Annotated in this window: 22 protein-coding genes, 1 tRNA gene and 1 pseudogene; 15 read left to right on the top strand and 9 right to left on the bottom strand. The window is 65.1% G+C overall.

Annotated elements, in window-relative coordinates; genetic code table 11:
• Positions 1–76: 76 nt before the first annotated feature.
• From gltB to D3876_RS06490, 5 genes are all read right to left on the bottom strand, one after another.
• Positions 77–4,597 (bottom strand): glutamate synthase large subunit, encoded by a 4,521-nt coding sequence (gltB, locus tag D3876_RS06510; RefSeq protein ID WP_119760458.1) that lies wholly within the window; start codon positions 4,595–4,597, stop codon positions 77–79.
• The gene (locus D3876_RS06505; protein WP_182911896.1) at positions 4,594–5,154 is read right to left on the bottom strand and encodes a DUF2059 domain-containing protein; all 561 of its coding nucleotides are present in this window, start codon (positions 5,152–5,154) and stop codon (positions 4,594–4,596) included. Before D3876_RS06505 ends, gltB begins: the two co-directional genes overlap by 4 nt.
• Positions 5,151–6,605, bottom strand: a complete 1,455-nt coding sequence (locus tag D3876_RS06500; RefSeq protein WP_119760455.1) for an NAD(P)-dependent oxidoreductase — start codon at positions 6,603–6,605, stop codon at positions 5,151–5,153. Before D3876_RS06500 ends, D3876_RS06505 begins: the two co-directional genes overlap by 4 nt.
• Positions 6,606–6,764: 159 nt before the next feature.
• Positions 6,765–7,571, bottom strand: a complete 807-nt coding sequence (locus D3876_RS06495; RefSeq protein WP_119760453.1) for an undecaprenyl-diphosphate phosphatase — start codon at positions 7,569–7,571, stop codon at positions 6,765–6,767.
• A 122-nt stretch (positions 7,572–7,693) separates the two neighbouring features.
• Positions 7,694–8,629, bottom strand: coding sequence for a complex I NDUFA9 subunit family protein (locus D3876_RS06490; RefSeq protein WP_182911895.1), 936 nt, complete (start codon positions 8,627–8,629; stop codon positions 7,694–7,696).
• Between the two features lie 101 nt (positions 8,630–8,730).
• Here D3876_RS06490 and D3876_RS06485 point away from each other — a divergent pair.
• Positions 8,731–8,817 (top strand) — tRNA-Leu (locus D3876_RS06485).
• A gap of 70 nt (positions 8,818–8,887) precedes the next feature.
• On the opposite strand, the gene D3876_RS06480 is transcribed toward D3876_RS06485, so the two are convergent.
• On the bottom strand, positions 8,888–9,349 hold the full coding sequence (locus tag D3876_RS06480; protein WP_238475269.1) for an ExbD/TolR family protein: 462 nt from the start codon (positions 9,347–9,349) through the stop codon (positions 8,888–8,890).
• Positions 9,350–9,512: 163 nt separating this feature from the next.
• Here D3876_RS06480 and D3876_RS06475 point away from each other — a divergent pair, with 163 nt between their 5' ends.
• From D3876_RS06475 to D3876_RS06445, 7 genes are read left to right on the top strand one after another with little or no spacing between them, the layout of a single operon-like run.
• Positions 9,513–10,181: a hypothetical protein gene (locus D3876_RS06475; RefSeq protein ID WP_147417598.1), complete on the top strand. Its 669-nt coding sequence runs from the start codon at positions 9,513–9,515 to the stop codon at positions 10,179–10,181.
• Between the two features lie 56 nt (positions 10,182–10,237).
• Positions 10,238–10,615, top strand: coding sequence for a fluoride efflux transporter CrcB (gene crcB, locus D3876_RS06470; RefSeq protein ID WP_119760448.1), 378 nt, complete (start codon positions 10,238–10,240; stop codon positions 10,613–10,615).
• A complete protein-coding gene (locus tag D3876_RS06465) occupies positions 10,612–11,721 on the top strand; it encodes an RluA family pseudouridine synthase (RefSeq protein WP_119760447.1) in 1,110 nt (369 codons plus the stop codon). Before crcB ends, D3876_RS06465 begins: the two co-directional genes overlap by 4 nt.
• A complete protein-coding gene (locus D3876_RS06460; RefSeq protein WP_119760445.1) occupies positions 11,721–12,323 on the top strand; it encodes an FMN-binding negative transcriptional regulator in 603 nt (200 codons plus the stop codon). The genes D3876_RS06465 and D3876_RS06460 overlap by 1 nt, the downstream gene beginning before the upstream one ends.
• The gene (locus tag D3876_RS06455) at positions 12,320–12,982 is read left to right on the top strand and encodes an HAD-IA family hydrolase (RefSeq protein ID WP_182911894.1); all 663 of its coding nucleotides are present in this window, start codon (positions 12,320–12,322) and stop codon (positions 12,980–12,982) included. The genes D3876_RS06460 and D3876_RS06455 overlap by 4 nt, the downstream gene beginning before the upstream one ends.
• The gene (locus tag D3876_RS06450; RefSeq protein WP_119760443.1) at positions 12,979–13,206 is read left to right on the top strand and encodes a hypothetical protein; all 228 of its coding nucleotides are present in this window, start codon (positions 12,979–12,981) and stop codon (positions 13,204–13,206) included. Before D3876_RS06455 ends, D3876_RS06450 begins: the two co-directional genes overlap by 4 nt.
• Complete coding sequence (locus tag D3876_RS06445) at positions 13,203–13,895, top strand: ATP12 family chaperone protein (RefSeq protein WP_119760441.1); 693 nt, start codon at positions 13,203–13,205, stop codon at positions 13,893–13,895. Before D3876_RS06450 ends, D3876_RS06445 begins: the two co-directional genes overlap by 4 nt.
• On the opposite strand, the gene D3876_RS06440 is transcribed toward D3876_RS06445, so the two are convergent.
• Positions 13,887–14,984: an alkene reductase gene (locus D3876_RS06440; RefSeq protein ID WP_119760439.1), complete on the bottom strand. Its 1,098-nt coding sequence runs from the start codon at positions 14,982–14,984 to the stop codon at positions 13,887–13,889. The genes D3876_RS06445 and D3876_RS06440 overlap by 9 nt on opposite strands.
• Before the next feature lie 86 nt (positions 14,985–15,070).
• Between D3876_RS06440 and D3876_RS20740 the strand changes: the two are divergent.
• From D3876_RS20740 to D3876_RS06430, 3 genes and pseudogenes are all read left to right on the top strand, one after another.
• Positions 15,071–15,280, top strand: a pseudogene (locus D3876_RS20740) (transposase); the annotation flags it as partial.
• Positions 15,250–15,882, top strand: a complete 633-nt coding sequence (locus tag D3876_RS06435; protein WP_338014295.1) for an IS5 family transposase — start codon at positions 15,250–15,252, stop codon at positions 15,880–15,882. The pseudogene D3876_RS20740 and the gene D3876_RS06435, both read left to right, overlap by 31 nt.
• Before the next feature lie 8 nt (positions 15,883–15,890).
• The gene (locus D3876_RS06430) at positions 15,891–16,802 is read left to right on the top strand and encodes a DMT family transporter (RefSeq protein ID WP_119760438.1); all 912 of its coding nucleotides are present in this window, start codon (positions 15,891–15,893) and stop codon (positions 16,800–16,802) included.
• A 9-nt stretch (positions 16,803–16,811) separates the two neighbouring features.
• Here the strand turns inward: D3876_RS06430 and D3876_RS06425 are convergent, their stop codons facing one another.
• The gene (locus D3876_RS06425; protein WP_119760436.1) at positions 16,812–17,375 is read right to left on the bottom strand and encodes a urate hydroxylase PuuD; all 564 of its coding nucleotides are present in this window, start codon (positions 17,373–17,375) and stop codon (positions 16,812–16,814) included.
• Positions 17,376–17,485: 110 nt separating this feature from the next.
• Between D3876_RS06425 and D3876_RS06420 the strand changes: the two genes are divergently transcribed.
• The 4 genes from D3876_RS06420 to ssb all read left to right on the top strand — a co-directional run bounded on the left by D3876_RS06420 (position 17,486) and on the right by ssb (position 20,891).
• Positions 17,486–18,181, top strand: coding sequence for a COQ9 family protein (locus D3876_RS06420; RefSeq protein ID WP_420801938.1), 696 nt, complete (start codon positions 17,486–17,488; stop codon positions 18,179–18,181).
• Positions 18,182–18,254: 73 nt separating this feature from the next.
• Entirely contained in the window at positions 18,255–18,506 is a 252-nt protein-coding gene (locus tag D3876_RS06415; protein ID WP_119761120.1) for a FeoA family protein, read from the top strand.
• The gene (gene feoB / locus D3876_RS06410) at positions 18,503–20,356 is read left to right on the top strand and encodes a ferrous iron transporter B (protein ID WP_119760435.1); all 1,854 of its coding nucleotides are present in this window, start codon (positions 18,503–18,505) and stop codon (positions 20,354–20,356) included. Before D3876_RS06415 ends, feoB begins: the two co-directional genes overlap by 4 nt.
• A 13-nt stretch (positions 20,357–20,369) precedes the next feature.
• Positions 20,370–20,891, top strand: a complete 522-nt coding sequence (ssb, locus tag D3876_RS06405) for a single-stranded DNA-binding protein (RefSeq protein ID WP_238475268.1) — start codon at positions 20,370–20,372, stop codon at positions 20,889–20,891.
• Between the two features lie 311 nt (positions 20,892–21,202).
• Here ssb and D3876_RS06400 read toward each other — a convergent pair whose 3' ends face one another.
• Positions 21,203–22,306: a helix-turn-helix transcriptional regulator gene (locus D3876_RS06400; RefSeq protein ID WP_182911893.1), complete on the bottom strand. Its 1,104-nt coding sequence runs from the start codon at positions 22,304–22,306 to the stop codon at positions 21,203–21,205.
• Positions 22,307–22,409 lie beyond the last annotated feature (103 nt).

Below are 22,409 nucleotides of genomic sequence, written 5' to 3'. Positions count from 1 at the left end.
ACGCGCGGAGCACGCGCGGGTACAGCCTGGACACCTACAGAGTGTAAAATGAGTCCAGGCTGAACGGGTTCCGTGCCTATTCCGCCGCAACCTCCGCTGGCGCATCGCTGAGCGGATAGTCGAGCCGCGACAGCATTTCCTTCGGACACACCTGCCAGAACTGGTGCCGCCTGCGATCCCAGTCGTCGAGGATCGCGTTAGACCATTTGCTGTCGGTCGCGACCGCATGCTCGGCGATGAGCGACTTGAGCTTGGCTTCCCAATAGGCCGAGTCGACGCTCTGCCAGACGATGCTGTCGGGGTTGGCGCGGCGTTCGAAATGACCGTCCTCGTCGAGGATGAAGGCCATGCCGCCCGTCATGCCCGCACCGAAATTGGCGCCGACCTTGCCGAGAATGACGGCGACGCCGCCCGTCATATATTCGCAGCCATTGGCGCCGCAGCCCTCGACCACGACCTCCGCGCCCGAATTGCGGACCGCGAAGCGCTCGCCCGCCTGCCCCGCCGCGAACAGCTTGCCCGAGGTTGCTCCGTAAAGGACGGTGTTGCCGATGATCGTATTGGCGTGGCTGTCGAGCGGCGAGCTGACCGTGGGGCGCACCGTGACGATGCCGCCCGAAAGCCCCTTGCCCACATAGTCGTTGGCGTCCCCGAACACCTCGAGCGTGATGCCCTTGCACAGGAACGCGCCAAGCGACTGACCCGCCGAGCCGCGCAGCCGGACATGCACGTGCCCGTCATTGACCGCGGACATGCCGTAGAGCCGCGTGATCTCCGCCGAGAAGCGCGTGCCCACCGCACGGTGCGTGTTGCGGACATTGTAGGTGAGTTGCATCTTCTCGCGACGCTCGAACACCGCCTTGGCATCGGCGATCATCTGCGCGTCAAGGCTGTCGGGCACCTCGTTGCGGAATGTGGGCAGGTTGAAGCGGCGCAGATTGTCGTCCGCGTCGACCTTGGCGAGGATCGGGTTGAGATCGAGATCGTCGAGATGCTCGGCGCCGCGGCTGACCTGCCGGAGCAGCTCGGTGCGGCCGATGATCTCGTCGAGCGAGCGATAACCCAGCCGCGCCAGGATCTCGCGCACTTCCTCGGCGATGAAGGTCATCAGGTTGATGACCTTTTCGGGCGTGCCGACGAACTTCTGCCGAAGCTTCTCGTCCTGCGTGCAGACGCCGACGGGGCAGGTGTTCGAATGGCACTGGCGCACCATGATGCAGCCCATCGCGACCAGCGAAAGCGTGCCGATGCCGAATTCCTCGGCGCCGAGGATCGCGGCGACAACGATGTCGCGCCCGGTCTTGAGGCCGCCATCGGTGCGAAGCTTCACGCGGTGGCGAAGCCCGTTGAGCGTCAGCACCTGATTGACCTCGGAGAGGCCCATTTCCCAAGGCGTGCCCGCATATTTGACCGAGGTCTGGGGCGAAGCGCCGGTGCCACCGACATGGCCCGCGACGAGGATGACGTCGGCATGGGCTTTTGCGACGCCCGCGGCCACCGTGCCAATGCCCGCGGAGGAGACGAGCTTGACGCAGACGCGCGCGCGCGGGTTGATCTGCTTGAGGTCGTAGATGAGCTGCGCCAGATCCTCGATCGAATAGATGTCGTGATGCGGCGGCGGCGAGATCAGCGTCACGCCCGGCGTCGCATGGCGCAGCTTGGCGATGAACTCGGTGACCTTGAAGCCGGGGAGCTGCCCGCCCTCGCCGGGCTTGGCGCCCTGCGCCACCTTGATCTCGATCTCCTCGCATGCGCCCAGATATTCGGCGGTGACGCCGAAGCGGCCCGACGCGATCTGCTTGATGACCGAATTGGCGTTGTCGCCATTCGCATAGGGCTTGTAGCGCGCCGAATCCTCGCCGCCCTCGCCCGAGACGGCCTTGGCGCCGATGCGGTTCATCGCGATCGCCAGCGTCTCGTGTGCCTCGGGAGAGAGCGCACCGAGCGACATGCCGGGGGTGACGAAGCGCTTGCGGATCTCGGTGATCGCCTCGACGCTGTCGATCGCCACGGGCTCGTTGGTGAAGTTGAACTCGAGCAGATCGCGCAGGTAGACGGGCGGCAGATCGCGCACGCCGCGCGCGAACTGGAGATAGGTCGAATAGCTGTCGGTCGAGACCGCGGTCTGGAGCAGGTGCATGAGCTGGGCCGAATAGGCATGCGTCTCGCCGCCATTGCGCTGGCGATAGAAGCCGCCGATCGGCAGCGTCACCACTGCCTTGTCGTACGCCGCCTGGTGGCGCATCATCGCGTTGAGGTGGAGCGACGAATACCCCTCGCCCGAAATCTTGGCGGGCATGCCCGGGAAGAAATCGTTGACCAGCGCGCGCGACAGGCCGACGGCCTCGAAGTTGTAGCCGCCGCGATAGCTCGAGATCACCGCGATCCCCATCTTCGACATGATCTTCAAAAGGCCGTCGTCGACCGCCTTTTTGTGGCGCTTGAGGCATTGCTCGAGGCTGTAGTCGCCGAACAGGCCGCGCGCCTGACGATCCGCGATCGCGGCCTCGGCCAGATAGGCGTTCACCGTGGTCGCGCCGACGCCGATCAGCACCGCATAATAATGCGTGTCAAGGCATTCGGCGGTGCGGACGTTGACCGAGGCGTAGGAGCGCAGCCCCTTGCGCACGAGGTGCGTGTGGACCGCCGCGACGGCGAGGACGCCCGCGATTGCGACACGATCGGGCCCGACATTCTCGTCGGTCAGGAAGATTTCCGAACGCCCCTCGCGCACCGCCTGTTCAGCCTCGGCGCGGATTCGCGCGATTGCCGCGCGCAGACTTTCCTGCCCGCCGCCGGTTTCGAAGGTGCAGTCGATCTCGGCGGTCTGTGCACCGAAATGCGCCCTCAACCTGTGCCACTCGGCACATGTGAGGACGGGCGAGTCGAGCACGAGCACGCCGTCATTCTGCGCCTCGCGGTCGAGAATGTTGGCAAGGTTGCCGAAGCGCGTCTTGAGGCTCATCACCTGCGTTTCGCGCAGGCTGTCGATCGGCGGGTTGGTGACTTGGCTGAAGTTCTGGCGGAAGAACTGGCTGATCAGACGCGGCTTGTCCGAGATGACGGCAAGCGGCGTGTCATCGCCCATCGAGCCCACCGCCTCCTTGGCGTCCTCGACCATCGGCGAGAGGATCAGCTCCATGTCCTCGAGCGTCTGCCCCGCCGCGACCTGACGGCGTGTGAGTTCGGCGCGATCCCATTGCGGCGTGGCGTGGGCGGGCGCGGGCAGATCCTCGATGCTCAGGAAGTTGCCGACCATCTGCGCATAGGGCAGCTCACCCGAGATCCGGTCCTTGACCGCGAGATCCTCGAGCAGAACCCCCGCATCGAGATCGACCGCGATCATCTGGCCGGGGCCGAGGCGGCCCTTCTGGACCACCGAGCTTTCGGGCACGACGACCATGCCCGCCTCGGAACCGACGATCAGCAGATTGTCGATCGTGCGCGTGAAGCGCAGCGGACGGAGCGCGTTGCGGTCCATGCCCGCGACCACCCAGCGGCCGTCGGTCATCGCCAGCGCGGCGGGGCCGTCCCACGGCTCCATCACACTTGCCAGATACTGGTACATCGAGCGATGCGTTTCGGGCATCTCGGGGTCGTGCTGCCACGCCTCGGGGACGAGCATCAGCTTGGCGGTCGGCGCGTCGCGGCCCGAGCGGCAGATCGCCTCGAACACCGCATCGAGCGCGGCGGTATCCGACGCTCCGGCGGGGATGACGGGCTTGATGTCCTCGCTATGCTCGCCGAACGCGATCGAGGCCATCTTGATCTCGTGGCTCTTCATCCAGTTCTTGTTGCCGCGGATCGTGTTGATCTCGCCATTATGCGCAAGGCAGCGGAAGGGCTGCGCCAGCCACCATTGCGGGAAGGTATTGGTCGAATAGCGCTGGTGGAAGATCGCGACGCGGCTCTCGAAACGCTCGTCAACGAGGTCGGGATAGAAGACCGACAGCGATTCCGCGAGAAACAGCCCCTTGTAGATGATCGACTGGCACGACAGCGAACAGATATAGAAGCCCGAAATCTGCGCCTCGATCACCTTCTTCTCGATGCGGCGGCGCACGAGATAGAGATTCTTCTCGAACTCGGCGGCGTCGACCGCGTCGGGCAACGGGCCTGCGATCATGATCTGCTCGATCTCGGGGCGCGTTTCCTGCGCCTTGCGGCCGATCACCGAGACGTCGACGGGAACCTGGCGCCAGCCATAGATGGTGTAGCCCGCGTCGATGACCTCGCTCTCGACGATCGTGCGACAGGTCTCCTGCGCGGAGAGGTCGGTGCGCGGCAGGAAGATCATGCCGACCGCAAGACGGTTGGGCATGGGCTTGTGCCCGCCATCGACGATCGCGTCGTCGAAGAAGCGCGCGGGGATGTCGACATGGAGGCCCGCGCCGTCGCCGGTCTTGCCATCGGCGTCTACGGCACCGCGGTGCCAAACCGCTTTCAGCGCGTCAATCGCCGAGGCGACGACGCGCCGCGAGGGCTTGCCATCGGTCGCGGCGACAAGGCCGACGCCGCAGGCATCGGATTCGAATTCGGGGCGGTACATGCCCTCGCGGGCGATGCGTTCGCGCTCGGATTCCATGGCGTACGTCATGACTTGTCACTCTCATTGGGTTGGCGCGCTTGCCACGATTCTATGGTCTCGGCGATCTTCGCTTTCAGCTCAACCTGACGGGCAGCCGCCGTCTTGAGGCCGATTTGCATGAGCTCCGGCATCATTCGGCGCGTGACCTGTTGCACCTTCTTCATCACAGGATGCGATTGAAGCGCCATCAGTTCGTTGATCTCGGCCGCCGTGAAATAACGGGCATAAATGGCGGCGGCATCGTTCAGCGCAGTCTTCTTCATCTCTTCGACCAGATCGCGCGTATTGTTGAGGATCACCAGCCTGATCTCGTCTACGAGATCCGCGGGAAGCGCCGAACCCTCTTGCGCATAGTGTTCAAACATCGTGTCGAAGCTGGCGTTCGCGCTGCGCAATGCCGCTTCTTCCATTTGCTTTTCATAGTCTTGCGACCTGAGCAGCCGCACAGCGGCTTCCACGGCTGCAAAATCCTGCGTCGGTTCTGCCTTGCTCGCCACCTGGGGCGCGGCAATGGGAGCCTCGCTCGCGGTTGCCGCAGTCGATGCGAGAAGAGCGAGCCAGATCATGCCGCCTCCAGAGCTTTCGCAGGCGCGACCTTGCCTTTCGCCTTCAGATAGCTGTGCATATGATCGGCCACGTCGCGGCCGTCGCGGATCGCCCATACGACGAGGCTGGCGCCGCGCACGATGTCGCCCGCGGCGAAAACGCCGTCCATGTTGGTCATCATGCTCTTGTGATCGACGCGCAGCGTGCCCCAGCGCGTGACCGAAAGGTCCGCCGCACCGAAAAGTCTGGGCAGTTCCTCGGGGTCGAAGCCAAGCGCCTTGATGACGAGATCGGCGTCGAGGCGGAACTCGCTGCCGGGATCGGGCTCGGGAGCCCGCCTGCCCGAGGCGTCGGCCTGACCGAGACGCATTTTCGTCGCGCGGACGCCCGAGACGGCCTCGGTGCCGTCGAACGCCTCGGGGGCGGAGAGCCAGACGAACTCGACGCCCTCTTCCTCGGCGTTCTTCACCTCGTTCTGCGAGCCCGGCATGTTGGCGCGGTCGCGGCGGTAGAGGCATTTCACTGACTTCGCGCCTTGGCGGACCGCGGTGCGGACGCAGTCCATCGCGGTGTCGCCGCCGCCGATGACGACGACATTCTTGCCCGCGGCATTGAGCGCGCCGCTTTCGAATTCGGGGACGGCGTCGCCGAAGCTCTTGCGATTGGAGGCGATCAGATAGTCGAGCGATTCGACCACGCCCGGCGCGCCGACGCCGGGCGCCTTGATCGCGCGCGCCTTGTAGACGCCCGTCGCGATCAGCAGCGCGTCGTGGCGTTCGCGGAGCTGCTCGAGCGTCGCGTCGCGGCTGACCTCGAAGCCGCGGTGGAAGACGATGCCGCCGTCCTCGAGCCGCTTGATGCGGCGCTTGACGATCGGCTTTTCGAGCTTGAAGCCGGGGATGCCGTAGACGAGCAGTCCGCCCATGCGGTCGTGCCGGTCATAGACATGCACCTCATGCCCCGCAGCGCGCAGATATTCGGCGGCCGTGAGCCCCGCAGGCCCTGCGCCGATCACGCCGATCGACTGGCCGGTGGCCTTGCCGGCGACGAGCGGCTCGACCCAGCCTTCTTCCCAGGCGGTGTCGGTGATGAACTTTTCGACCGAGCCGATCGTGACCGCGCCGTGGCCCGAGAATTCGATGACGCAATTACCCTCGCACAGCCGGTCCTGCGGGCAGATACGGCCGCAGATCTCGGGCATGGTCGAGGTGGAGTTGGACAGCTCGAACGCCTCGCGCAGCCGGCCTTCGGCGGTGAGGCGCAGCCAGTCGGGAATATGGTTGTGCAGCGGGCAATGCACCGAGCAATAGGGCACGCCGCACTGCGAGCAGCGCGAGGCCTGTTCCTCCGCCTTCGCGGTCTCGTAGCGCTTCGCAATTTCCTCGAAATCCTCGGCGCGCAGCTCGGCCGCACGCTTTTCGGGATAGGCTTGCCCCGTTCCCACGAATTTCAGCATCGCCTGCTCGGCCATCGTCACCCTCCGTTGCACAAGGTTCCGATAGCCGAAGAAACCGCAGAGTCACGTGGATTCTGCAATTTAAGACAACAATACTGACGTTCTTTACCGTGTTTTTGGCTCGCCCGGAGGGAAATTAGGCTTGAGCGTTAGAATATTACGGCCGATACGGTTCTATCTCATCAAAAGCCAGACGAAGGCGATGCTGCCAAGGACGATTCGGTACCAGGCGAACGGCGCAAAACCGTAGCGCGAGACGACCGCGACAAAGGCTTTGACGATCGCGAGCGCGACCAGGAAGGCGCAGGTGAAGCCGATCGCGATCGCGCCCAGATCATCGACACTGAGCAGCGCGCGATCCTTCCATAGCGCATAGACGGTCGCGCCGAGCATCGTCGGCACCGCGAGGAAGAAGCTGAACTCGGCGGCGGTCTTGCGCTCGACCCCCATCAGCAGCGCGCCCATGATCGTCGCGCCCGAGCGGCTGACGCCCGGCACCATGGCAAGGCACTGGACTAGGCCGATCCGTATCGCGGTCCAGGTCGGCATTGCCTCGACGCTGTCGAAGCGAACGTGCTTTACCATCCGCTCGATCATGAGGATCGCAATGCCGCCGAGCACCAGCATGACCGCAACGATGATCGGCGTCTGGATCGCAGCGCGGATCGCATCATAGGCGACGACGCCGATCGCCATCGCGGGCAGGAAGCCGATGATGATGTTGCGCGTGAACGCGACCGCGCCCTTGTCCGCGACCAGCAGCCCCTTGCCGATATTCCAGAAGCGCCCCCAATAGGCGACGAGCACCGCGAGGATCGCGCCGAGCTGGATCGCGATCTTGAACGCGACCGAGGATTCGCCCTCGAAGCCCAATAGCGCGCTGGCGAGGATCAGGTGACCGGTCGAAGAAACGGGGAGGAACTCGGTCAACCCCTCGATGATGCCGAGCAGGATATAGGTCAGGATTTCGGAGGAGGTCATGGGGCGCTACGCTTTCACTCTGCCGCTCGCCCTGAGCCTGTCGAAGGGCTTTCGTTCTTTTTTTGCGGGAACGAAGGAAGGAAAGGGCTTCGACAGGCTCAGCCCGAACGGATGTGGCGCTGTCAGGCCGCGCCCTTCACGCCCGCGAAACGGCCGTGGCGACGATATTGGACGAGCCAGCCCGGCGCGACCGCGGCAAGCGGCGTGGGGGTGATGCCGAAGGCACCCAGCCCCTCGGCCGTATCCGCGGCGACATTGTCCTTCTGCAGCATAAGCCACTGATCCCAGGTAATCGGCGCGCCCGGCAGCCAGCCGGCGAACCGCGCCATGGCTCCAGCCAGCGCATCGGGCACGTCCGCCACCAGCGGATGGCGGCCGGTTTCCTTCGCGATCCAGGCATTGAGCTCGCCCATGGTGAGCACATGCGGCCCGCCAAGTTCATAGGCCTTGCCGGCATGCCCGTCCTCAAGCAGCGCCTTCGCCGCTGCCCGCGCGATATCGCCCGCATAGACCGGCTGGAACTTCGCCTGGCTCCGAATCACCGGCAGCACGGGCAGCGCGCGGATGAGCCCCGCGAAGCGGTTGATGAAATTGTCCTCGCGCCCGAAGACGATCGAGGGGCGCAGGATCGTCGCGGCCGGGAAGGCCTTGCGCACCGCTTCCTCGCCCAGTCCCTTGGTGCGGCCATAGGCCGATTCGGCTTGTGCGCTCGCACCGATCGCCGACATATGGACGAACGTCGCGACCCCCGCGGCAGCCGCGGCCTCGGCGACATTGCGCGCGCCCTCGACATGTACCTTGTCGAACTTGCCCGACAGGATTCCGACCAGATTGATCACCGCATCGGCGCCCTGCACTGCGCGCGCGACGCTGTCCTTGTGCGTCACGTCGGCGGCGACGAACTGCGTTTGTCCCAGATTTCCGAGCGGCTTCAGATACCAGGCGCGCCTGGGGTCGCGCTCGGCAAAGCGCACGCGTGCGCCGCTGCCAAGCAGCTCCTGCGCGATATAGCGGCCGAGAAAGCCGCTGCCGCCGAACATCACAACCAGCCGGTCCATCACTCACGTCCTCAGGGTTTATTTTGCTGTCGCGGCAATGCCCCCTAAACCCCGTGTTGACAAGCATCGATAACCCCGTCTATCCGCGCCGCCTACCCCGTGCCCAGATGGCGGAATTGGTAGACGCACCAGCTTCAGGTGCTGGCGCTCGCAAGGGCGTGGAGGTTCGAGTCCTCTTCTGGGCACCAGTCACCTTTCCGGCAATGTTCGGAAACGAGCGAAGCTCTGGCGGATGGCTGTGATAACTGTCCACACCATCTAGCGCGGACCTAGGCTGTCCAGGTAACGCTCATTGCCCACCATGCCGAGCCGCGTGATCCCCGCCTGCTTCACCGTCGCCAGCGTGCGGTCGAAGATTTCGTAGCGCGCCGCCCCGTCCGCCGCGACGTGCAGCACAGGGCCCGCGGGATCGCGCGTCAGCGCTGAAAGCCGGGCTGGAAGCGCGGCCTCGCTGACGGGTTGACCGTCCCACAGCAGCGTATTGCCCGCCGTGATCTCGAGCCGGTGGATGGGACGCGCGGCGTCGGTGCCCTTGCCCGATGGCAGTTCGACAGGAACCTTATGCAGTTGAATCGGGATGACCATGATGAACATCACGAGCAGCACGAGCATCACGTCGATCAGCGGCGTCGTGTTGAGATCCTTCATCAGCGGCGGTTGAGCGGGAGCGGCAAAGACGGTGCGACGACGCGTGGCATCCTCCTTATGATGATACATCATTACATATCCTGCTTTTGTTACGATGCCAATATGGCCGCGACAGCTCCGCGCTGTCCCGTTTTCGTACAGAGGTCATCGTAACGCGCCGAAATTAACCAGTTTTCGCTGTTCTTTCTTTACTCTCGCCCGGCGTAAGCTCGCATCAGAACGAGGATCAATGCCGATGACCCGAATTACGCTTTCCACGTCAACGCTCCTGCTGGCCGCGCTGCTGGCGCTTGGCGCATGCAATGACGAGCCCGATCAGGCCGAGCTTGCGAAGCTCGACAACAGCCTGGCGGGCAATGTCACCGACCCCGCGCTCGCGGGCGCGCTCAAGGATCAGATCGTGGTCGATCCCAGGCGCGCCGGCGCGGTGGCCGTGCCGGGGCCCAGACCCAGCGCCGCCGAACTCGGAACGCTCAAGCGCGCGCCCGCGGCCAAGGCCACCCCCGATCCGGTGGCGCCTGCGACGCTCGCCGCCGCGAAAGCCGATGGCGGCAAGGCGGGGTGCATGTCGGGGCTTGGCTATAATGCGGCATGGGCGGCGAAGCTGCCCGCCGACCTCCCGCTCTTTCCGCAGGCGCGCGTCAGCGAGGCCGCGGGCAAGGACGCCGCGGGTTGCCGCGCGCGCGCCATCACCTTCGCAACCGCGGCGGACATCGGCCAGGTGATCGACTTTTACTATACCCGCGCGACCGCCGCCGGCTTCACCGCCGAACATGTCCGCGAGGGGCAGGAGCACATTCTCGGCGGCACGCGCGACCGCGACGGCGGCGCCTATTATCTCCTCGCCCGCGCGCTGCCCAAGGGCGGCACCGAGGTCGATCTGATCGCCAATATCGGCCGCTGAGGCGCGCCGCGATACAATAGGTGCAATCACGGGCGCTTTTCGGCTAAGGGCGCCCCATGCGGAATCTCCTTCTTGTCATGCTCGGCGGCGCGCTCGGCAGCGCGGCGCGCTTTGGCGTCGGCCGGCTGACGCTCCAGCAGTTCGGTCCTCATTATCCCTGGGGCACGCTGATCGTGAACCTTGTCGGTGGCTTCGCCATGGGGCTGCTTGCCGGCCTGCTCGCGCGCTTCGGGCAGGGGGCAGAGGGATATCGGTATCTGATCGGCATCGGGCTGCTCGGCGGCTTCACCACCTTTTCCGCGTTCAGCCTTGACGCCGCGAACATGATCGAGCGTGGCGCGCTTGCCGGAGCGACGATTTATGCGCTCGTTTCGGTGATTGGTTCGATCGTTGCTCTGTTTGCGGGGCTCTGGATGGTAAGGGCGTTCGCATGACCAATAATATTCCCACCGATGTCCGCCAGTTCACCGTCGCGCATGACGATGACGGCATCCGGCTCGACCGCTGGTTCAAGCGCCACATGCCCGATGTCAGCTTCAATCTGGTTTCGCGCTGGGCGCGCACGGGGCAGCTCCGCATCGACGGCAAGCGCGCCACGCCGGGTGACCGGATCGAGGCGGGGCAGGTGCTGCGCGTGCCCCCGGCCGAACCCGCCAAGGCCGAGACCGCGAAGCCCAAAACCAGGCGCGAGCGCCCCGAGCTCAGCGAAGACCAGATGGCCTATGCCCAGTCGCTCGTCATCCACAAGGATCGTTCGGCGCTGGTGATCAACAAGCCGCCGGGCCTCGCGACACAGGGCGGCACCAAGACCGACGAGCATGTCGACGGACTGCTCGACGCGCTCGCCTTCGAGGCCGAGGGGCGCCCCAAGCTCGTCCACCGGCTCGACAAGGATACGAGCGGCGCCTTGCTGCTCGCGCGTTCGTCACGCGCCGCGGCCAGTTTCGCCAAGAGCTTTTCGAGCCGCACCGCGCGCAAGGTCTATTGGGCGCTCGTGGTCGGCGTGCCCGATATCGATGACGGCATGATCGAACTGCCGCTCGCCAAGCAGCCCGGAACGGGCGGCGAAAAAATGCACGTCGACGAGAAAGAGGGGCTGCCCGCGCGCACGCGCTACCGCGTGATCGAGCGCGCCGGCAATCGCGCGGCCTGGATCGAACTCCAGCCCTTCACGGGCCGCACGCATCAGCTCCGAGTCCACATGGCGGCGATCGGCCATCCGATCGTCGGCGACGGCAAATATGGCGGCAAGGAAGCCTTCCTCACGGGCGGGGTCAGCCGCAAGATGCATCTGCACGCGCGCCGTATCCGCATCGATCACCCCGATGGCGGTCAGGTCGATGTCACCGCGGAGCTGCCGCGGCATTTCGCCGAGAGCATCGACACGCTCGGCTTCGATCCCGTGCTCGCCGAGGCACTGACGATCGACGAGGTCAAATTCTCCGAAACGCCCGAGGGCAAGCGCCGCAAGGCGGCCGCCATCGCAAAGGACAAGCGCAAGGAACGCAAGGGCGAGAGGCGCGGACGGGGGCGCGACTGATGCACCCCAATCCGCAATTTCGCTGGGAGGACCGCGACGCGCTGCGCGGCTTCGTGACCGAGATCGGGTTTGGCGCATTGTTCGCGGCTACCCCCGATGGTCCGCGCGTCGCGCATGTCCCCACCGTCTTCCTCGACGACGCGACGCTGGGCTTTCACGTCGCGCGCGGCAACGGCATTGCGCGCCATCTTGACGGCGCGACCGCGCTGTATGTGGTGCAGGGTCCCGAGGCTTATATCAGCCCCGACTGGTACGGGATGGAAGATCAGGTGCCGACCTGGAATTATCTGGCGGTCGAGCTCGAAGGCCAGGTCCGCAAGATGGAGCGCGAGCAGCTTGTCGAGCAGATAGACAGGCTCTCGGGCGTGCATGAGGCCCGGCTCGCGCCGAAACCCACATGGACCCCAGCCAAGATGACACCGGGGCTGGTCGACAAGATGCTTGGTGCCATCACCGGCTATACGCTTGAGATCACCGCGTGGCGCGGGACCAAGAAACTCGGGCAGAACAAGCCCGCGGCTGCGCGCAACGCTGCGGCGGATGCGCTCGAGATGGCTGGCAATCGCGCGATGGCGCATCTCATGCGTGAGATGCCACTGTGATCAACCGCCTCGCGCTCTTCGATTGTGACGGCACGCTCGTCGACAGCCAGGCCAATATCTGCGTGGCGATGGAACATTGCTTCGACCAGGCGCGGCTTATCCCCCCCGATCGCGCCGCGATCCGCCGCATCGTCGGGTTGAGCCTGCCTCAGGCGCTTGCTGAACTGCTGCCCGATGCCGATGCCGCGCTCCATCATGCGCTGGCCGACGATTACAAGCGCGCCTTCCACGCGCTCAGGGGCAAGGGTCTCGTGGACGAGCCGTTGTTCGAGGGCATAGCCGAGGCGATCGAGGCGCTCGATGCTGACGGCTGGTTGCTTGGCGTCGCCACGGGCAAGTCCGATCGCGGCCTCGCGCTCTGCCTCGAGCATCACGGATTGAAGCATCGCTTCGTGACGCTCCAGACCGCCGATCGCCACCCCTCCAAACCCCATCCCGCGATGATCGAGGCGGCAATCGCCGAAGCCGGCGCCTCGCCCGAGACGACGGTGATGATCGGCGACACGAGCTTCGACATGCTCATGGGCCGCGCGGCCGAGGCGCATGCATTGGGGGTCGCCTGGGGTTATCACGCACCCGAAGAGCTGAGCGTCGCGGGTGCGCACCGGATCGCGCATGAGCCCGCGGCGATCCCGATGCATCTCAAGGAGTTCGCATGACATCCGACCAGGCCGAGGCGCTGGCGCGCACGCGCTACTTCATCATGACCTTCGCCCGGATTGCCGGCGCGCTGATGGTCTTTTTCGGCATCGTCGTCACCGCGGGCCGGTTCGAGAACATTCCACCTTTAATCGGCTATGTGCTGGTCGTGGTCGGGCTGGTCGATATCGTGCTTGTCCCGCGCGCGCTGGCGCGCCGCTGGCGGACGCCCCCTGCGCAATGAAGCGGTTCTACAAACAGGCATCGGTGATTGATGCGGAGGGCGGGTTCGGCATCGTGCTCGACGGTCGTCCGGTGCGGACGCCGGGTCGCGCCGCTCTGACGGTGCCGACGCGCGCGCTCGCCGACGCGATTACGTGCGAATGGATGGAACAGGGCGACGATATCGACCCGCGCGTAATGCGGTTCACGGGTTTGTCCAATGCCGCGATCGACCGGATCGCCCCCGATGCTTCCGGCTTTGCGGCAGGGCTGTCGATCTATGGCGAGAGCGACCTGCTCTGTTACCGCGCCGAAGGCCCCGCGCCGCTCGTGGCGCGCCAGACTGATGCGTGGGATCCGCTCCTCGACTGGGCGGCCAACCGGTACGACATTGTCTTTGCCGTCGCGACGGGGATCATCCACACGCCCCAGCCCGCGGCAACGCTCGAACGGCTCGCTGCCGCCACCCGGGCGCGCAGCGCCTTTCATCTGGCAGGCTTGTCGCCGCTGGTGACGATCACCGGATCACTGGTCGCCGCGCTCGCGCTCGCCGAAGGCGCGGTGAGCGCCGATGCGGTCTGGCAGGCTGTCACCGTCGATGAACGCTGGCAGGCCGAACAATGGGGCGAGGACGCGCTCGCGCTTCAGGCGCAGGAAGCGCGCCGGGCCGAATTCATGGCCGCGGCGCGCTTCCTCGCTCTGTTAGGCTGAAGCCTGGGCGCCGGCGCGCGCAAAGGGGTAGTCGATATAGCCCTCGGCTCCCTGGCTGTACCAGGTCGTCATCTCGTCGCTGTTAAGCGGCAGTTTCTCGGCAAGCCTCAGCGGCAGGTCGGGATTGGCGATGAAGGTGCGCCCGAACGAGATCGCATCGGCGAGGTTCGCGTCCAGCGCCGCCTGCGCCCCGGCGAGCCCGAAGTCCGAATTGAGCACCAGCGGACCTTTGAACACCGGCCGGATGGCGGGCGAGACCCTGGGCTGATCAGTACGCCCGAAAGTGCCTTCGGGGCCGGGCTCGCGCAGTTCGAGAAAGGCGATGCCGATATCGCTCAGCAGCTTTGCGGCGGGCACAAAGACGCTTTCCGGATCGCTGTCCTGAACGCCCTGCGTGTCGCCATTGGGTGAGAGCCGGATTGCCGTGCGGCCGGCGCCGATTTCGCCCGCGACGGCCTCGGTAACCTCGCGCAGAAGGCGGATGCGGTTTTCAGGTGCGCCGCCATATTCATCGTCGCGGTGGTTGCTGTTGTCGCGCAGGAACTGGTCGATCAGATAGCCGTTCGCCGCGTGGATCTGGACGCCGTCAAAGCCCGCTGCGCGCGCGTTGCGTGCGGCGCGGACATAGTCGGCGACGATCTCCGGAATCTCGGCAAGCGCGAGCGGACGGGCCTGCTCATAAGGCTGGCGCCCGTCATAGGTGTGCGCATTGCCCGGTGCCGTGGTCGCCGAAGCCGAGACGCCGACCGCGCCATTGTTGAAGCTCGAATGGACGACGCGCCCCATATGCCAGAGCTGGGCGAAGATATGTCCGCCCGCCTGATGCACCGCTTCGGTCACGGGCTTCCAGCCTTCGGTCTGCTCGGCATTCCACAGTCCCGGCGCATAAGGCCAGCCAAGGCCTTGCTGGCTGATCCCGGTCGCTTCCGAGATGATGAGCCCGGCGCTCGCGCGCTGCGCATAATAGGTCTTCATGATCTCGGTCGGCACGTGCGCGCGCGTCGCACGGGCGCGCGTCAGCGGCGCCATGAGGATGCGGTTGGGCGCGGCGACCGCGCCGAGATTTATGGGATCGAAAAGACTTGGCATGAAATTCAGTCCTTCTTTGAAACGCGACTGGACGGAGATAGGACGCTAGGCGGCGTGGACGAATTGGTTGACGTGGACGGTGTGGGTTGATTCAAGGCTGCCTTTTGGAGGCAGGTTTGAGCCGGGGCGATCTGAGCGAAGCAGAATGGCGCGTTCTGAAGGGTCTGCTGCCGATCGAGCCAGAGAACCGAGGGCGCGGCCGCAGGCCTGAGCAGAATCTCTCGATAGTCAACGGCATACTCTGGCGGCTGCGCTGTGGGACTGCTTGGCGCGATGTCCCGCCAAAATACGGCAATTGGAACACGATCTACCGGCGGTTCCGTCGTTGGAGCGAGGCCGGGGTCTGGGAGGCCGTGTCGGTGACGCTTGCCGAGATCATGGCCGACACCGGACACTACAGCATCGACAGCACCACCCTTCGCGCCCATGTCTCGGCAGCGGGCGGAAAAGGGGGACTTGTCGACGCGCTCTTGGCCGCTCGCGGGGCGGGTTCACCAGTAAGCTTCACTGTCTGGCTGATGCCCGAGGACGCCCCGTCGCCTTCCACCTGACTGGTGGTGAAGCCGCCGACTGCACGGCCTATGACACGCTGATCCGCCTGCCGGACCGCGCTCCGGCGGCTCTGCTGGCCGACAAAGGCTACGACACCAACGCCATTCGCGCCGATCTCGCGAGCCGCAGCATACAGGCTGTCATCCCGGCGCGCTCCAATCGCCGAGAAAGGATCGAGCACGATCGGCAGCTCTACAGGCAGCGAAACGGCATTGAGCGAATGTTCGGCAAGCTGAAAATCAATCGTGCCGTCGCCACCCGCTACGATCAAACGCCCTCAAGTTTCCTCGGCATGGTCCATCTCGCTGCCATCCGGCTTTGGATCAAATTCGTCCACGCCGCCTAAGGCGGGCTATGCACGAGTCGACGCCCAAAAGTTTTTCTTCCACCGTTGCAAAACAAGTTGGGGCGCCGCGTCGCGCCTTTGCTGCGCTGATGCTTTCCAACATCTGTCTGGCCTTCGGGCCGTGGTTCGTCCGCCTCGCCGATGTCGGGCCTACCGCTTCGGCCTTCTGGCGGCTGACGCTCGCGGTGCCCTTTCTGCTTGTCGCGATGCGTATGCTCGACGAACGCGTGCCGCGCATGGGGCTGGCGCTCTGGGGCACGATGGCGCTTTCGGGGCTGTTCTTCGCAGGCGATCTGGCAAGCTGGCACTTCGGCATTCTTCAGACCAAGCTCGCCAATGCGACGCTGTTCGGCAACTCGACCAGCCTGATGTTCCCGATCTACGGATTCCTCGTCGCGCGCGCCTGGCCCAATCGCTCGCAGGCCGTGGCCCTGTTTCTCGCCGCCTTCGGCGCGGCACTGCTGATGGGGCGATCCTATGAACTGTCGTCCCGGAATCTGATCGGCGATCTGCTCTGCCTTTTTGCGGGCGTGCTCTATACCTTCTACTTCATCGCGATGACGCGCGCGCGGATGGTCATGGGGCCGGTGACGGCGCTGACATTTTCAACGATCGGGGGTATCGCGCCCTTGCTGCTTTTCGCGGTGCTTTTCGGCGAGGCGATCTGGCCGCACGACTGGAGCCCGCTGATCGGGCTCGCGATCGTCAGTCAGGTGATCGGTCAGGGACTCGTGATCTATGCGCTCGGCCATCTCTCGCCGCTCATCATCGGCCTTGCGCTGCTGATCCAGCCCGTCATCACCGCAACGATCGGCTGGCTCGCCTATGGCGAGCGGCTTGGGACGCTCGATCTGATGGGGGCGATCGCGGTTGCGATCGCGCTGGTGCTGGTCAGGCGGCCCGACAAGCGCGCCGCCTGACGATAGCGATTAGAAGCCCGATTCTGCGGTGATCATGCAGTAAAGCATCGGGATCGAGAGCAGCGTGTTGGTCCGCGAGAACATCATCGCGGTCGTCGCTGCCTTCGCCTTGGTCGCGTCATCGGCCTCGACCAGTCCAAGCGCCTTCTTCTGATTGGGCCAGATGATAACCCATACGTTGAAGGCCATGATCAGCGCCAGCCACATGCCGATGCCGATCGTGCGGAAGGGCGATTGCAGCGTGAAGGCCTGGTGCGCATAGCCCGCCTGGATCATGACGATGATCCCCGTCACGACCGTCGCCACCGCACCCCAGCGGAACCAGAACAAGGCTGCGGGCGCGATATATTTCGACACGCCCGGCTTCAGCTCTGCGGGCACCTTGGGCATGGTCGGGATCTGGGTGAAGTTGAAATAATAGAGATGCCCGATCCACATGACCCCCGAAATCACATGGAGGAAGCGGAAAAAGGCATTGTTGTCGTACATGCCCTGCACGCCGAACAGCACGGCCAGCAGCGCGAGCACGCCCACGCCCAGCACCGCGTTCAGATTTCCGAAAAATTTCGCCATATTGACCCTCCCTTGTTGCACGCTCGTAACGCTTTTCCGAACGCCTATCATGCGCCGCAAGGGGTGTCACGGCCTTGCGGCATGGGCGTCGAGCGCGCATAGATCGGCCGATGATTGGAGACGCGCCGCACATGTCCGCCCAGCCGCCCGCCCTGCCCGCCGATCCGACGCTCGATGAGATCCGGGCCGCGCTAGCGCCGCGCGTTGCCGCGCATGCCAGCTTCGACGGCTGGAACGCGGTCGCGCTTGCGCGTGCCGCCGGGGAGCTTGGCGTCGATGCCGATATAGCGCGGCTCGCCTTTCCCGGTGGCGGGGTCGAGATGATCGACGCGTGGTTTGCGGCGATCGATCGCGCGATGGAGATGGCGCTCCCCCCCGAGAAGCTCGGAGCGATGAAGGTCCGCGAAAAGATCACCGCGCTGGTGCTCGCGCGCATCGACGCCGCGACCCCGCACCGCGAGGCGCTGCGCCGTGCGCTCGCGATCCTCGCCATGCCCCAGAATGCCGCGACCGCGCTCAGGCTCGGCTGGCGCGCGGCGGATCATATGTGGCGTCTCGCGGGCGACACCGCGACCGATTACAATCATTACAGCAAGCGCGCGATCCTCTCGGGCGTCTATGGCGCGACGCTGATGGTGTTCCTCAACGACGAGAGCGCGGGCCTCGCCGAAACGCGCGGTTTCCTCTCGCGGCGTATCGACGGCGTGATGCGCTTCGAAAAGACCAAGGCGCAGTTCCTTGCGCGGCGCGAGCGCATGCCCAGCCTCTCGCGCTTCATCGGACGCCTGCGCTATCCCGCGCTATGAAACCAGTGCTGGCTATTCCCCGGCGTTATTGATAATCAGTCGCAGAAATATGGATAGAATCAACGGAAACACGGTGCGGCTTGATCAATTGCCCCTGCGCCAGACGGCGCAGATCGCGGAAATCGACTGGAACATGCTCGCGCCCAACGAGGCGCGCCGGCTTCGCGAGCTCGGCTTTGGCGAAGGCGTGGCGGTCGAGGTCCGGCATCATAGCGGGCTCTTTCGCACCGGCCCGATCGCATGCAAGGTTGGGCGGATGACGGTCGCGCTGCGCCGCAGCCATGCCGCGGCGATCCTGGTCACGATTTCGGCCATAGCATCATGACCCCTGCACCGATGATCGCGCTGGTCGGCAATCCCAATGCCGGCAAAAGCGCCCTTTTCAACGCGCTCACCGGCGCCCGGCAGAAGGTCGGCAACTATCCCGGCGTCACCGTCGAACGCAAGTCGGGGCGCATGGCGCTGTCCGATGGCCGCCCCGTCGAGCTGGTCGACCTGCCCGGCGCCTATAGCCTCGATCCCGGCAGCCCCGACGAGGCGGTGACACGCGATGTCGTGCTGGGCCATCAGACGGGCGAGAAGCGGCCATCGGCGCTTATCGTCGTCGTTGACGCGGGCAATCTCGACAATCATCTGCGCTTCACGCTCCAGCTTATCGCGCTCGACCTGCCGGTGGTGGTCGCGCTCAACATGGTCGATCTTGCCGAGCGCGACGGGCTGAAACTGGATGCGAACGTGCTCGCGCGCGAACTCGGCGTGCCCGTCGTCCCGACCGTCGCGGTGCGTCGCCGCGGGCTCGACGAACTCAAGGCCGCGCTCGAGACGCTTGTCGGCGACGGCAGCGCGGCGCCGCACGTCGCGGCACCCTCGCCCGAGGACATCACGCATCTCCAGCGCCGCGCGCGCGCGATCTCGGTCGCGGCGACGGTTTCCGAAACCCCGGTCCGGCAGGTGACGCACCTGCTCGATTCGGTGCTGCTGCACCCCGTCGGCGGCCTGCTCATCCTGCTCGCGCTGTTCTTCGTCATGTTCCAGGCGGTGTTTGCCTGGTCGGAGGCGCCCATCGGCTGGATCGAAGGCGGTTTCGCGGCGCTTCAGTCGGTCATTGCCGATGTGCTGCCCGACGGCGTCTTCCGATCGTTCCTCGTCGACGGCGTGATCGCCGGCGTCGGTTCGGTCGTCGTCTTCCTGCCGCAGATCCTCATCCTCTTCTTCTTCATCCTGCTGCTCGAAGCCTCCGGATATATGGCGCGCGCCGCCTTTCTGATGGACCGGCTGATGGCGCGCGTGGGGCTCAATGGCCGCGCTTTCATTCCGCTCCTGAGCTCCTTTGCCTGCGCGATCCCCGGCATCATGGCGACCCGCACGATCGACGATCCCAAGCAGCGACTGACCACGATCCTGATCGCGCCGCTGATGACCTGTTCAGCGCGTCTTCCGGTCTACGGCGTGATTATCGGCGCTTTCATCCCCGCGCGCGACCTTGGCTATGGCGTCGGACTGCAGGGCGCCGTCTGGTTCGGCCTCTATCTTGTCGGGATTCTCGGCGCGATGCTCGTCGCCTTCGTGCTGCGCAGCACCATCGCGCGCGGCGGCACGAGCGGTTTCATGATGGAGCTGCCAAAATATCAGATGCCGCGATTGAGCGACATCGCGATCGGACTGTGGCAGCGCGCCTGGATCTTCCTGCGCCGCGCGGGCACGATCATCATGATGGTAACCGTCGTGCTCTGGGCGCTGCTCTCCTTCCCGCAGGCGCCCGCGGGCCAGAACCAGGTCGAACAGTCAATCGCCGGCCGTATCGCCTCGGGGCTCGAGGTCGTGGTCAAACCCATCGGCTTCAACCATGAAATGGCGCTCGCGATCATCCCCGCAATGGCGGCGCGCGAGGTCGCGGTTTCAGCGCTCGCCACGGTCTATTCGATCGAAAGTGATGACGAGGACGAGACCGCGCGCTCGCTGGGCACGCAGCTTCAGGGCCGCTGGTCGCTGCCCACCGCGCTCGCCTTCCTGATGTGGTTCGTCTTTGCGCCACAATGCCTTTCGACGATCGCGGTCATGCGGCGCGAGACCAATGGCTGGAAGTGGCCATCATTCGCCTTGGCATATCTCTTCGGACTCGCTTATGTCGCAGCAGGCGCCACCTTCTGGGGCGCGACGGCATTGGGACTTTAGAAGGGATAAGGGCGTGGCTGGCTCGGTGAACAAGGTGATTTTGGTCGGCAATCTGGGCGCCGACCCGGAAGCGCGCTCGCTCAACAATGGCGGCGAGGTCGTGAACCTCTCGATCGCCACGTCGGAGCGCTGGAACGACCGCGAAGGCAACAAGCAGGAGCGGACCGAATGGCACCGCGTCGTGATCTTCAACGAGAATCTGGCGAAGGTCGCGAAGCAGTATCTGCGCAAGGGCTCGAGCGTCTATCTCGAAGGTCAGCTCCAGACGCGCAAATGGCAGGACAATAACGGCCAGGACAAATATTCGACCGAGGTCGTTCTCCAGCGTTTCCGTGGCGAGCTCGTCATGCTCGGCGGCCGCGACGAAGGTGCGGGCGGCGGTCGCTCCAATGAGGGCTGGAGCGGCGGCGGCAATGACTATGGCCGTTCGTCGGGTGGCGGCAACGATTTCGGCCGCGCTTCGGGCAGCGGCGGTGGACGACCCGCAGCACCGGCTGCTTTCGACAGCGATCTCGACGACGACGTTCCGTTCTAGGATACACCTGCAGCGATCTGTTGCGCTAGGTCCTCTAACGCGCTGTTTTAAGGCGGAATAAGCTGAATTTGCCGGGCTCAACATTGAGATAGAAGCCCGGCATATATTCCACCTTCAGGTCGGTTGCGAATTAGATCTGATTCACCGTGGGTTCTCGGCCTTGATTTGCGGTAAGCGGTCCGACCGCTTTCCGGGACGAGAAAGCAGGTTCAAGACGTCAATTCGTGCCAAGACACATATTATGGTCGGATGGTCGACGTTGCGCTGCCAAGGGCCAAATTCACAACCAGCTTCCGGACGGAAAGGCCGTATCAGCGCCGCAGCAACTTGTTGATCAAGGCCACCAGTTGGCCTTCGCGGGACACCTCGCATTTCCGGAATATACTCTTCATCTGCGCGTTCACGGTGGCCGTCGCGGCTCCCCGGCGGTGCGCGATCTCCTCGCGCGCGACGCCTTGAGCGGCGAGCAGGCTTACCTCCGCCTCGGCGGGGGACAGGCCCAGGATTTGTGCCAGCATGCGGTGGTGGGGCTCGCCCAGATCGGCAGGCTCACGCAGGATGACGAGCAGACGCGGCTCGAAGCCGAAGCTCCATTCGCGCTGGGGCAGCGAGAAAATCTCGCAGATTTGGCCCGAGAGCGGTCCGTCCTTGCCGCGGAGCCACAGCCGGGCATCGGCGGTTCCCCCATCGGCCCGCAGCGCATGACCGAGCGCGCGCTGAAACTCCCGGTCCTCGTCGGACCTGCGCGCGAAAAGCATGCCGCGATCAAGCCGCAGCCCGCGCCGTGCGCTCAGCAACGCCTCCGCGGCGGCGGTCAGCGCGCCGACCTGGCCGCGCCGATCGCAGATGAACGCCGCGGCATTCATCGCCTCGAGCGCCCCCGCGATCAGCCTGGCACCCTGATGCTCCATGGCCTGCTGCATTCGCGCAGCCGCCAGAGCATAGGGCGCGGCATCGGCGAAGATCAGGCGCTGGGCCGCAGTCGTCCACCCGTCGGCATGCGTTCTCAGCGTGGAGAGGCCGAGAAAGGCCCCGGCTTCTCGCAGGAGAACGGTCTGACAACCATTCGGCATTTCGAAGCGCTCGGCAAACTCGTCGTAAACCTCGCTTTTTAGTCGTTTGCGCGCGCTGTCATAGTCGGCCTCGCTCGCGACCTCGAAAGGCAAACCGGCACAGGCGACGCGCCAGTTCACATCGGCGCTGCCGCCACCGATGGCGACAGCTTCCTCGGTACAGCCCTCGATTGGATCGGTCATCCAGTTGAACGGGATCGTGTGCGCCCCACCGAACGCGATCAATTGCGCGCGCGCGGAGCCGGTTTGACGCGCAAGCTCGCGAAGGGCGTTGTCCCATCCGTCCTTTTCGAGCGGAGCCGACAGAAATACCTCGCCAAGCGCGGCCGAACGCTTCGCCACTGCCATTACCCCCCAACACAATTCACCGAACCGGCGTCGCCAACTCGGTTCCCCCTAAGCCCGCAGCGATAGAAGCCCGGCCCGCGCGCCGTCAATCCCGCCA

Origin of the sequence: Sphingomonas cavernae, assembly GCF_003590775.1 — a bacterium.
Classification (GTDB): domain Bacteria; phylum Pseudomonadota; class Alphaproteobacteria; order Sphingomonadales; family Sphingomonadaceae; genus Sphingobium_A; species Sphingobium_A cavernae.
This window is presented reverse-complemented; position numbering and strand designations above follow the sequence as displayed.